Source organism: Myxococcus sp. CA005, from assembly GCF_006518205.1.
Taxonomy (GTDB): domain Bacteria; phylum Myxococcota; class Myxococcia; order Myxococcales; family Myxococcaceae; genus Myxococcus; species Myxococcus xanthus.
This window is the reverse complement of sequence record NZ_SRLV01000035.1, coordinates 1-12385: the sequence shown is the minus strand read 5'-3', so window position 1 is coordinate 12385 and position 12385 is coordinate 1. Positions and strand designations below refer to the sequence as shown.

At 69.0% G+C, this 12385-nt stretch carries 5 protein-coding genes; 1 reads left to right on the top strand and 4 read right to left on the bottom strand.

Features of this window, described 5'->3' with window-relative positions; all coding sequences use genetic code 11:
• Window positions 1–91: 91 nt before the first annotated feature.
• The 3 genes from FMQ63_RS17325 to FMQ63_RS17315 all read right to left on the bottom strand — a co-directional run bounded on the left by FMQ63_RS17325 (window position 92) and on the right by FMQ63_RS17315 (window position 3678).
• Window positions 92–1285, bottom strand: a complete 1194-nt coding sequence (locus tag FMQ63_RS17325; protein WP_011552988.1) for a hypothetical protein — start codon at window positions 1283–1285, stop codon at window positions 92–94.
• A 96-nt stretch (window positions 1286–1381) separates the two neighbouring features.
• Complete coding sequence (locus FMQ63_RS17320; RefSeq protein WP_011552987.1) at window positions 1382–3181, bottom strand: glycosyl hydrolase family 18 protein; 1800 nt, start codon at window positions 3179–3181, stop codon at window positions 1382–1384.
• 155 nt (window positions 3182–3336) lie between these two features.
• Window positions 3337–3678, bottom strand: coding sequence for a ferredoxin (locus FMQ63_RS17315; RefSeq protein WP_011552986.1), 342 nt, complete (start codon window positions 3676–3678; stop codon window positions 3337–3339).
• 604 nt (window positions 3679–4282) lie between these two features.
• Here FMQ63_RS17315 and FMQ63_RS17310 point away from each other — a divergent pair.
• Window positions 4283–7075, top strand: coding sequence for a vitamin B12-dependent ribonucleotide reductase (locus FMQ63_RS17310; protein WP_011552985.1), 2793 nt, complete (start codon window positions 4283–4285; stop codon window positions 7073–7075).
• 87 nt (window positions 7076–7162) lie between these two features.
• Here the strand turns inward: FMQ63_RS17310 and FMQ63_RS17305 are convergent, their stop codons facing one another.
• Complete coding sequence (locus FMQ63_RS17305; protein ID WP_020480776.1) at window positions 7163–8359, bottom strand: hypothetical protein; 1197 nt, start codon at window positions 8357–8359, stop codon at window positions 7163–7165.
• Window positions 8360–12385: the final 4026 nt, after the last annotated feature.

Sequence of the window (12385 nt, the reverse complement as noted above, 5' to 3'; positions counted from 1 at the left end):
TCCGCCGCACGACGTGGGTCCGCTGCGTGTGAGCCCGAGCTCCTCATTGCCGCCATGGAGGACGGCACCGGGCCAATCGGGTCATCGGCGCTCAAAGAAAAACCACCATCGCCAACCCCAGCCGGGGGCGGACGGCCCAACCCGCACCGCGTGACACGAAGTTTCCGTCGATGGCGTAGCGAAGCTCGGGCCGTCCCAGGAGGACCTCCGCGGCCATGCTCGCCTCCAGGCCGACACGCGCCCCCATCCGCCAGCGGGCGCGGAGCTCGGGGCCCATGAGCAGGGCCAACATCGTGCCCGGAGGTGCAGCCTCCACCTCCTCCGTCAGCGCTTGCGTCCGGCGAGTGAAGACCACCGCGCCCGCGCCGAGCCCGGCCTCCACATCCAATCGCTCCGACGCCGCCCAGGGCAGCCCCGCCCACACCGACGCCGCATGCTGCCCCAGCGTCAACTCCGTCCGGGCATCACGAAGCCGGGTCGGCACACTGGCCAGGACTTGCGCTCGCAGCCGCCACCGGCCCGGCTGCAATCCCACGCCCACCATCACCCCCTGGTGGCCCGTGCGCGTGTACCCATCCAGCGCGGCATGGCCCCCCAACGTGAGCCACATCTGGCGCGCTGGGTACTCCTCGGCCGAAGCCAGCCTCGGGCCCTCGCGAGGTGACGTCACGCCTTCCCGCGCGGAAGCCGAGCCCACTGCCTCCGCGAGCGCAACGTCGGCGCCCTCGGACGAGGGCGTCCCCAGCGCGGCCCCATCACTGGAGGCCGCATCATCGATGCGATGCCCCACCCCGGTGTCAGTCCCCTCGCCGTTCGACGTGTGTCGCGGCAGCGCCAACTCCACCACGTCACCCAGCGGCGCGCCGGCCTCCACCGCGCGAAGTGCGGAGCGAGCAGCCAGCGCCAGCGCCTCCGCCCCCGTGGACCATTCCAGGGAGCCTGGCGACTGCCCCATCCGCGCGGCCCGGGAGAACAGACGCCGGCTGTCGAACTCGGCCACCTGGACGCGAACGTCGCTGCCCTCTCGCACGAACCAGAGGACAGCGCGGGCCTGGTGGCGCCCGGCCAGCCGTTCCGCCGCGAGCCATGGGCCCTCGCGAAATTCTCCGAGCGGCGCTCCGGACGAGACCTCGAGACGCACGGGCAGATCGCTGCTCTGCCCCCGCACTCGCACGAGCAAGGCGGTGTCCTCGTCGGAGGCCACCCGGACGACGGCGGTCCACGGCTCGGCGGCCACGGAAGAGCTGGAGAGCACCACCAGCAGGACGGCTGCCGCGAAGGACATGCGGCAAACCCTAACGCCATGACGCCGGGGAACAGAAGTCCCCCGGCGTATGGCTTCACGACACGCTTACAATGCCTGTCAAAGGCTCAGCCCGGGTCAGCGCAGCTTCCGTGCCAGCGCATCGAGCAGCGAGCCGTCATCACCGCTCAACTCCCAGAACATCGCGCCGCCCAGGTTCTTGTTCAGGATGTAGTCCGCCTTGGCGTTGATGCTCTGCACGTCGTCATACCCAATCCAGATGCCCGTGGCAGGGTTGTAGACGTAGGCCTCCTTCGCCTCCGGGTGGAAGAACTTCGTGTAACCGGAACCGGGGCGCTCGTAGTTGGCCTTGATGTCCTTGAAGTCGAACACACCCGTCAGACCCGACGAGCCGTCATCCCAGGTGCCGCGCGTGGGCACACCACTCTGGAACAGGCCGTTGTTCACGTTGGGCACGCTGCCCCAACCCCGGCCGTAGAAGGGCACGCCGACGACAATCTTCGCGGGCGGCACGCCCAGCGCCAGCATCTTCGACACCGAGCCATCCGTGTAGAAGCCCGTGGCCGCGCCCGGGTCACCCGTGACGCGATGGAGCGCCGAGTGGAAGTTCACCGTGCTCTCGAAGGCCCCGTGGTAGTCGTAGGACATCACGTTGATCCAATCGAGCACGTCGGACAGCTTCTTCGTCTCCTGCTTGTTCTCCAGCAGGTCCGGCGACGCGCCCGTGGCGATGGTGAGCAGGTACGGCTTGCCCGTCTGCGTGGTGACGGCGTTGAGCTGACTGCGGAACTCCTGCATCAGCAGCGTGTAGTTCTGCTTGTCAGCCGGGCTGTTGCTGTTGCCTGGCAGGCCGCCGCCGACCGGGTACTCCCAGTCGATGTCGATGCCGTCGAACACGCCCTCGCCGTTGACGGGGTCCACACCGGGGTACTGGCCACGGATGTAGAGGTCCACGCAGGACTTCACGAAGGCCGCGCGCGAAGCAGGCGAGGACGCCACGGTGGAGAAGTGCGTGGACCAGGACCAGCCGCCCACGGAGATGAGCAGCTTCAGGTGCGGGTTCTGCCGCTTCATCTCCTTGAACGCGCGGAAGTTGCCGCGCAACTGACCGGGGTCCCACTCACCCTGCCAGCCGCCGCTCTTGTCGATGTCCGCGAACGGGTCGCCGAGGATGCAGCGTCCATCCCCGGAGATGTTGGAGAACGCGTAGTTGATGTGCGTGAGCTTGGACGGCTGCACGTTGGACACGTGGTAGTTGCGCGCGTAGATGCCCCACGCGGTGAAGTAGCCGACGATGCGCTTTCCTCCCGGCGGCGGCCCACCTGGAATCTCCACGACGACGGTGAGCGTGGTGGTCCCCACGTTGCCCGCGGCGTCATAGGCGCGCACCGCGTAGACATACGTGCCGTTCTGCTCCCAACCGCTGAAGGCCCGGCTGAACTGCGAGCCGGTGGCGACGACGGCACCGTTCTCCAGAATCTCCACCCGCGTCACGCCCACGTCGTCCGTCGCCGTGGCCGTCAGGCTCAGCGGCCCCACGGCGATGATGCGCGAGGCACTGGCACTCAAGCCCACGGTGGGCGCGGTGACGTCCCCGCCCGTGCCCGCGTCCGTTCCGCCGCTGCCCGCGTCCGGCTCACCACCGCCCGCGGGCCCCAGGTCCAACCACAGCGAGGCCACCGCCACCGGTGTCCAGTCCGCCTGGGACGTGTGCGGCTGGCGGCACTCATAGAGGCGCCCTTGATAGGTGACGCGCGTTCCCACGGAGTACGCGACGCCCGCTGCCCACTCCGCGGCCAGGGCCGCATCCTGGAACGCCGTCATGTCCCGAACGTGAGACGACGGCACTTCGGAATCACAGCCAGCCACGGACAAGGCGGTGGCGATCAGGCCAGAGGCCCACCAACTGCGACGCATGCATGTGCTCCTCGCCGCGCTGGACACATGCCGAGCCCAAGCCCGGTGCAGGCCTGCCCCGGGCTTCTCGACAAGGGTTCCACGCGGCTCGTCTGCGGGTTCACGCAGACAGAGGCAGGCGTCGACTATTTCGGGTTAATACCGAGAAGCTTGCTTTAGCCCGAAGTGACGGTCTTGCGGGAGAAGGGCATCAGCAGCCGCTCCACGGGGCGGCCTTCCATCAGGTGCTGCTCGACGATGTCCTTCACGTCCTCCACCTTGACGCCGCCATACCAGGTGCCTTCCGGGTAGACGACGACGGCGACACCGAAGCTGCACGTGTCCAGGCATCCCGCCGCGTTGGCGCGCATGCCCCCCTTGAGGCCCCGCTTGTCGAGCTCCGCCTTGAAGGCGGCGCGGACCTCCTCCGCTCCCTTGGAGGCGCAACACCCCTTGGGATTTCCGTCCGGGCGGCGGTTGGTACAGACGAAGACGTGGCGCTGGTAGGGAGGAGCCATGTCCGCCTCCTAACGCGCGCCCGGACCAAAATCGATGGCCGCGTTCACCAACGGACCGCCAACGGGGCTGATCCACCTCCCCTGGCGGATCAGCACGGTTGCCCCCGCCCGAGTCGTGCACAGACTCACAGCAAACGTCTCCCAGTGATCACGCTCGCTTGGCTCGAAGTGACAATACATGGCTCGCCATCTGGATTCAGGCACTGCAAAGCATGTGTTGCCAGGGCAGGCGCGGCCCTCTAGATCGGGCTCCCTCGCTGAACGCAGTAGCAGCAGGGCAGGCAGGCAGACACCGGACGCCCACCTCATCGCTGTACACAATTCATGGTGGGTATGATTTTGACGGACACCATTTGCTGTATCGATAGAATCTTTGACGGAGGTGCTACAGGAGTCTATCCATGGCCTCGTCCGGCAGTCTGGCGGGCATCTCCCAAGAACAGCCGAGGGGCCGGGCGCGCCCCTGCTTCGTCGTCGCGAATCCGCTCTGATGTCACCCACGTTTCACGTCGGGCTGATCCATCGGATCCATCGGGATCTCGCGACGTTAGCGTTTTGCAAATTTTGCATCAGAACTCACAGTGAACTCGCGGAGGGTGGCGACATGGATAAAGAGCTGAGCTCGAAGTCCACGGCGAACGGGAAGGAGCGGCGCGGCGGGCGCAAGGCGCGCGTGGCGGCGACGGGCTTGACGGTGGAGCGCTTCTTCACGACACCGGGCGTGGATCCCGCGGATGAGTTGGCGTGGGAATACCGCAGCGCCAGCATCACCGGCGAGGATGGCAAGGCCGTCTTCGAGCAGAAGGACATCGAGGTGCCGAAGTCCTGGTCGATGCTGGCGACGAACGTCGTTGCGTCGAAGTACTTCCGCGGCACGCCGGGCACGCCGGAGCGTGAAACGAGCGTGCGCAAGCTGGTGGCGCGTGTGGTGGACACTCTCACCCAGTGGGGTGTGGAAGGTGGCTACTTCACGCGGGACGCGGACCGCGAGGCCTTCCACGCGGAGCTGACGCACCTGCTGCTGCGCCAGAAGGCGTCCTTCAACTCGCCCGTATGGTTCAACGTTGGCGTGGAGGCGCAGCCCCAGTGCTCCGCGTGTTTCATCAACAGCGTGGAGGACAACATGGACTCCATCCTCACGCTGGCGCGCACGGAGGGGATGCTCTTCAAGTACGGCAGCGGCACGGGCAGCAACCTGTCCACCATCCGCGGCAGCAAGGAGCTGCTGGCGGGCGGTGGCACCGCTTCCGGCCCGGTGTCGTTCATGCGCGGCTTCGACGCCTTCGCCGGTGTCATCAAGAGCGGCGGCAAGACGCGTCGCGCGGCGAAGATGGTCATCCTCAACGCCGAGCACCCGGACATCCTCGAGTTCATCCGCTGCAAGTCGAGCGAGGAGAAGAAGGCCTGGGCGCTCATCGAGGCCGGCTACGACCCGTCCTTCAACGGCGAGGCGTACTCGTCGGTGTTCTTCCAGAACTCGAACAACTCGGTGCGCGTCACCGACGCGTTCATGAAGGCGGTGGTGGATGACGCCACCTGGACGACGCGGTCGGTGCGCGATGGCCAGCCGCTGGACACCTACCAGGCGCGCGAGCTGTTCCGGGAGATCTCCGAGGCCGCGCACCTGTGCGGCGACCCGGGCATGCAGTTCGACACCACGGTGAACAGCTGGCACACGTGTTCGACGACGGCGCGCATCAACGCGTCCAATCCGTGCTCGGAGTACATGTTCCTGGACGACTCGGCCTGCAACCTGGCGTCCCTGAACCTGATGCACTTCCGCACCATCGATGGCGACTTCGACGTGACGGCGTTCCGCCACGCGGTCGACATCCTGCTGATGGCGCAGGAAATCATCGTCGGCAACTCGCGCTACCCCACCGAGCGCATCGAGAAGAACAGCCACGACTACCGGCCGCTGGGCCTGGGCTACGCCAACCTGGGCGCGCTGCTGATGGCGTCCGGCCTGCCGTATGACTCACCCGCGGGCCGCAACTACGCTGGCGCGATTACCTCGCTGATGTGCGGCGAGGCCTACGCGATGAGCGCCCGCCTGGCGGAGAAGCAGGGCCCCTTCGCTGGCTACGCGAAGAACGCGGAGCCGATGCTGGGCGTCATCCGCAAGCACCGCAAGGCCGCGTACCACATCGCCCCGGAGGGTGTGAGCCAGGGCCTGTTCGCCGCGCAGAAGGACGCGTGGGACCGCGCGCTCGCGCTGGGTGAGGAGCACGGCTTCCGCAACAGCCAGGTGACGGTGCTGGCCCCCACGGGGACCATTGGCTTCATGATGGACTGCGACACCACCGGCATCGAGCCGGACATCGCGCTCATCAAGTACAAGAAGCTGGTGGGCGGCGGCATGCTGAAGATCGTCAACCAGACGGTGCCGCTGGCGCTGGAGAAGCTGGGCTACCCGCAGACGCAGTCCCAGGACATCATCAGCTACCTGGACAAGCAGGACACCATCGAGGGCGCGCCGCACCTGAAGCCCGAGCACCTCCCGGTGTTCGACTGCGCCTTCAAGCCGGCCCAGGGCGAGCGCAGCATCCACTGGATGGGCCACATCCAGATGATGGAGGCCTGCCAGCCGTTCCTCTCCGGCGCCATCTCCAAGACGGTGAACATGCCGTCGGACGCGACGGTGGAGGACATCGAGAAGGCGTACATGGAGGCGTGGAAGCGCGGCCTCAAGGCCATCGCCGTGTACCGCGACGGGTGCAAGCGGACGCAGCCGCTGAACACGTCGAAGGAGACGGTGAAGGACACGCGCGCCGCCAAGGCCACCGTGGCCCCCGAGCCCGCCCCCGCCGTCCAGCCGGAGCCCCGCGCGGTCCGCCGGCGACTGCCGGACGAGCGCCGCTCCATCACGCACAAGTTCTCCATCGGCGGCCACGAGGGCTACCTGACGGTGGGCATGTACGAGGACGGCCTGCCGGGCGAGCTGTTCATCGTCATGGCGAAGGAAGGCTCGGTGGTGAGCGGGCTGATGGACAGCTTCGCCACCAGCGTGTCGCTGGCGCTCCAGTACGGCGTGCCGTTGAAGGTGCTGGTCGACAAGCTCAGCCACACCCGCTTCGAGCCCAGCGGCTTCACCGGCAACCCGGACATCCCCATCGCCAAGTCCATCACCGACTACATCTTCCGCTGGCTGGAGTTGAAGTTCCTGCCGAGCGAGGAAGAGGACGCGGTGCTGGACCGGGTGGACGTGCAGCCGAAGCGGGAAGCCCTGCCCGCGCGGACGGCTTCGGTGCAGCGGTCCGACGCCAACACCTCGAAGCGGTCCACCTGGCTGAATCAGGCGGACGCGCCGCCGTGCCACACCTGCGGCGCCATCATGGTGCGCAGCGGTGCTTGCTACAAATGCAGCAACTGCGGCGCGACCAGCGGCTGCAGTTGAGCGCGACGCGCCGTTCTTGAAGTGAAGAGGGCTCCGGAGCACCTGGCTCTGGAGCCCTTCTTGCGTCTCCCCTCCTCCGGCTCGCGCTCAGGCGCTCCGGGTGGGAAGACGGGAGAAGGCCTCGGAGGCCTTCTGCGCGATGCGCGTGAGTTCATCGAGCGCGAGCGCGGCGATGGGCTCCGCGCCGTGGTCCGCGACGATGAACGCCACCGCCTGGCCCCGGCTCCGGATGGCGATGACAGCCAGGCGCGAAGCGCCCTCCCCGCCCAGCGCGGCGAAGATGGCCTCGTCCTGGGGACAGGCCGGTGCGTCGAAGACGCTGGCACCCGCGGACGTCATCGCGGTGTGCAGCAGGGACGGTGCTTCGAGGTCGACCTTGAGTTGGGCAACCGCCGCGCTGTCGCTGCCCGGGCCCCAGGCATGCCCCACCCGCGCGAGGCCGAGGCTTTCGCCCAGGAGGAAGGCGCGCTGGAAGCGGCCCGCGCAGTACGCCAGCACCACCCTGCCGAGCGTCCCCTGGGTACTCACGACATCGAGCGCCGACAACACGTGCTCCGCCGTCACGGAAGGGCCACCCACGGGCACTTCCGTGGCCCCGCTGGCCGCCGCGGCCAGGAGCGTGGTGATGACGTCCGAAGGCTCCGCCGCCGTGGGCTGCCAGGGCTGCTGGATGAAGTCCCACGCCGAAGCCAGAGGCACTTCGGTCGCCGCGGGCGATATGGCCGGGCCGTCGAGGTCCACACCGCGGTCCGCCCAGGTCGTCTCCGGGACGTGGCCAATGGGGCCCGTGTCATCGCCGCCCTGCCAGCCCACGAACTCCCACGTCGAGGCGAGCTGCATCGGCTCGTCGGATGCGCCGGACAGGTCATCCAGTTCAATGGGCGCCCGGGGCGTGGGAGCGACGGGTGGAGTCGTGAATTCGGGAGTCTCGACGAAGGGCGAGGGAGCGCCGCCATGCGCGGCGGGCTCCGTGGCGTCGAGGCTGGCCGCGGGGGCAGCAGGGGTGGTGAGCAGTTCGCCATGCTCCGCGACGACGAAGCCGCGTGCCTTGCGCGGCGCCGGGGTGTCCTGCGTTGGCGTCTCCGCGTGCTTGCCAGTTGAAGCATCCTCCGCCGTCGGGTCGGACTCGCTGGCGATGGCCGCCAAGTCCAACTTGAGGCCGAATGGCTGCGTCACCTCGCCGAAGGGCAGCGCGGCCCGTTCGCCCGTGGATGGCGTGGCGGCGGGAGCGGACTCGATGGACGGAGTTGGCTCGGTCTCTGTGGTTGCCGCAGCCGCCTCCACGAAGCCGTCAGGCGCATCGCTCGGTGTTACGGCGGTTGGGGCGTCTACGGTGGCAACCGGCGTCGCCTCCGCAGACGGGCTGTCCGCGACTGACTCCTGCGTGGCCGGTGAGGATGAATCGCTCGTGAGTTCCGAGTTCGCCGCTGCGGTTTCGGAAGGCTCCGTGCCTGCCAGCGTTTCGGTTGCAGCGGAATGACCAACGGCATCGGCCACGATGACGGGCTCGGCTGGACGCTGCGCTTCGGCTGGCGTCGTGGAAGCCAACGACGACGACGCCTCCGCGGATTCTCCCGTGAGGACTGGACCGGAGTGGGCCTGCGAGGCCTCCGGCAGCGCTTCCACACTGGGAGATTGCTCAGTCCCTTCCGGTTCGGGAATCGACTCCGCGGACGCGACATCATCGGGCGACGTCGAGCCCGCCGCGCTCAAAGCGTCAGCGTTCGCCGACTCAGTTGGAGAGGCGGCCGCGTGCTGTGAGGTCCCAGCATCCGGCCCTGGAGCTGACGCATCCGTCAGCTCGACGGTCGACGCCACTTCTGCGGCCGGACGTGCGTCAACGCCCGGAAAAGGAACCGCTGCACCTTCCACATTCGTGGACGACGGAGCGTGCTCACGGTCGAGCGCCGCAGCTGCCATTTCCACGGAGCCATGAGGCCCCAATGCCGCCGACGACTCGCCAAGGGCGGACGCTTCGGGTGCCGCATCGTTCACACCGGCAGCATGCGGCTCGGCGCCAACCGAACGAATGCCACTCGAACCACCGGAGACATCCGGCGCGGCAGCAGCAGCAGCAGGTGCATCCGAGGTCGAGGTGGCCTCGGTGGTTGCGGCGGGAGTATCAACGCTCGCGCTTGCCACGCCGGAGTCATTCGGATGGGCAGTAACGAAGCTTGCGGCCGATGCATCAACGTTCGCACCTGGCCCAACGGAGTCCTCCGGCTGTGCCCAAGCGGCACCGGCCGCCGATACGGCCAAGACCGCATTCGCATCACCAGCAACATCCTGTGCGGAGAAAGATGCCCCCGCCGCCAAGTCATCAACGCTTGAGGTGGCGACATTGGCCGCGTCCAACACAGCGGATGCGGCTACAGCTTCAACGTCCGGACTCGCAACACGGGCTACTTCCGACTCAGCGGTAGCCGCGCTTGCTGCCGATGCCTCAACAACTGCGTTCGGTTCGTCGTGAATGGGGCTGGCCGACGGCTCCTCACTCGGTTCCACACTGACGTCCGCTGCCGTCACTCCAACGGCTTCGCTTGCGACGCCACCCGATTCCGCACCGGCGCCCTCTGCCGTCACCACAGCGGCTTCGTCAACTGCCTGCGGCCCAACTGCGGCGTCGGTGGCAATGACCGGCTCAACCACGACCGTGGCATCCGTGAGGTCTGGCGTCTCGGGAGGCACCTCCACGTCCACCGCCGACGCATCTTCGGTCGCGACAGGGGTCGCCGACACCACGTCGGAAGCCGTGACGGCAACGGCCTCGACGTCGAACACCACGTCAGAGTCCGTGGGCAACGCCCGCTCGAGAGCCCCACTCGCGTCGACAGCAGACGGCACGTGCTCTTGAGCCGGCAGCGCAGCAGGGATGTCAACCAGTTGGGGCACCGCGCCGCGCTCGTGGGGGGACTCTCGTCCTTCAGTCGCGAAGGGAGCAGGCGAGACACCGTGCCCGCGATGAACCGCGGGCGACATTCCGGGAGGAACCGGCATCCGGCTTGAATCGAAGTCCGGCGCCGAGGGAACACCGCTCGGCCCCGAAGCCCCCAGGTCTTCCTCGAGATGGAACGGAGGTTCCGTTCCATCCGCGGCAGCCGAGGACGGGGCAGCGTGTGCTTCCGCTGGAGGAGTCTCGACTGGCTCGTCGGTCCTTGGAGCTTCCGCAGCGGCATTGCCAGGGACTGGCATGTCCGCTTCCACGGGCCGTGCATCCCCCAGTGACGCGGGAGGCGGCATCGCTCCGGGAGGCGGCATCCCCATGGGGAGCTGCGACGGCATGTCCGCTGGATGCGCAGCGACCACGCCTGAAGGCGGCGCCGGCGACACCTGCGCGGGCGGTCCGCTCGACGGGCCCCGCGCCATGCCCGGCGTGGGTGCGCCCTGCAGGGCCACAGGCGGACCACCTGCGGCCGGAGGTACGGGCAATGAGCCCGGAGGCGTCTGTCCGTGAGGCGAGTGAGGACGGTGCATCCCCGGCCCGGCGACGGCCCAAGCCCCAGCAGTCATCTCCGGAGGCAATGCTCCGAGAGCCACGGGGGCATGGGGCCCCCCGTGCACTGACGGAGGCGGTGCGCCCATCATTCCCGGTGGCACCGCCCCGGGAGACACGGGGGTATCGGGCCCCCCGTGAGCAGCCGCAGGCTGTGCAGCCATCGTTCCCGGTGGCACCGCCCCGGGGGGCACGGGGGCATCTGGCACCCCGTGCGCAGTCGCAGGCGGTGCGCCCGTCATTCCCGGTGGCATCGTCCCGGGAGGCACGGGGGCATCGGCCCCCCCGTGCGCAGTCGCAAACGGTGCGCCCGTCATTCCCGGTGGCTTCGTCCCGGGAGGCACGGGGGCATCGGCCCCCCCGTGCGCAGTCGCAAACGGTGCGCCCGTCATTCCCGGTGGCTTCGTCCCGTGAGGCCCAGGAGCCTGAGGCCCCCTGTGCACGGACGAAGGCGGTGCGCCCGTCATTCCCGGTGGCTTCGCCCCGCGCCCCCCCGGCACCGCAGGCAGTCCCGGCGACGACGGCGGTCGCGATCCCATCATCCCCGGAGGCACCGGCCCGTGAGGCATAGGCAGGCCCGGCGCAGGTGGCGGCCGTGCTCCCATCGTGCCCGCAGGCACCGGCCCATGCGCCCCTGGCAATCCGGGCGCGGACGGAGGCCGTGCTCCCATCATTCCCGGTGGCACCGGGCCCCCATGAGGCCCAGGCATCGCAGGCAGGCCCGACGACGAGGGGCGTGCTCCCACCATTCCCGGTGACACCGGTCCATGAGGCCCCGGCACCGCGGGCAGGCCCGTCGCGGACGGCGGACGACTTCCCATCATCCCGGGAGGGACTGGCCCGTGTGGCCCGGGCGCGGGAGGAGGCCGAGCTCCCATCGTTCCCGGCGGCACCGGCCCATGAGGCCCCGGCACGGCGGGCAAGCCCGTCGCGGACTGCGGGCGATGCCCCATCATCCCAGGAGGAACTGGCACAGCAGGTCCGGACGCGCCACCCGCCATGCCAGGAGGTCCCGACACCACAGGCAGTCCCGTCGCAGACGGAGGCCGATGCCCCATCTTCCCCGGAGGCATCGGAGCACCCGCCGCAACCGTCGCCGGAGGCGGTGCGCCCATCATCCCCGGAGGCACCGGAGCACCCGCCGCAACCGTCGCCGGAGGCGGTGCGCCCATCATCCCCGGAGGCACCGCAGCACCCGCCGCCGGAGGCGTTGCGCCCGTCATTCCTGGAGGCACCGGCCCATGAGGCCCCGGCACTACCGGTACACCCGTCATGGACGGAGGCCGTGCGCCCATCATCCCCGGAGGCACCGGAGCACCCGTCGCCGGAGGCGGTGCGCCCGTCATTCCTGGAGGCACCGGCCCACGAGGCCCCGGCACTGCCGGTACACCCGTCATGGACGGAGGCCGTGCGCCCGCCATGCCTGGCGGCACCCGACCGTGTGGCCCAGGAACCGCGGGCAGTCCCGTCGCGGACGGAGGACGTACCGCCATCATCCCTGGTGGAACAGCCACCCCTCCGGGCGCGGACGACGGCGCTGCGCCCAGCATCCCCGGAGGAACCTGCGGACCAGCAGTCCCCACACCCGGCGCGCTATGCACCGCAGGCAGTCCCGTCGCTGAGGGCGGCCGAACCCCGGCCCCCTCCGGCGGCATCGACGCACCCGGCCCAGGCGGCGCGCCCACCATGGCCTGAGTTCCCGCCACCGCCTGAAGCCCAGGAGACGACGGAGGCCGAGCCCCCATCATCCCCGGAGGCACCGGAGCTCCCGGATGCGCCGATGGCCGAGAGAGCATCCCAGGAGGAACACCCATCCC

Coding starts and splice junctions, on each gene's coding strand:
- FMQ63_RS17325 (WP_011552988.1), bottom strand. CDS start 1,285: ATGTCCTTCGCGGCAGCCGTCCTGCTGGTGGTGCTCTCCAGCTCTTCC.
- FMQ63_RS17320 (WP_011552987.1), bottom strand. CDS start 3,181: ATGCGTCGCAGTTGGTGGGCCTCTGGCCTGATCGCCACCGCCTTGTCC.
- FMQ63_RS17315 (WP_011552986.1), bottom strand. CDS start 3,678: ATGGCTCCTCCCTACCAGCGCCACGTCTTCGTCTGTACCAACCGCCGC.
- FMQ63_RS17310 (WP_011552985.1), top strand. CDS start 4,283: ATGGATAAAGAGCTGAGCTCGAAGTCCACGGCGAACGGGAAGGAGCGG.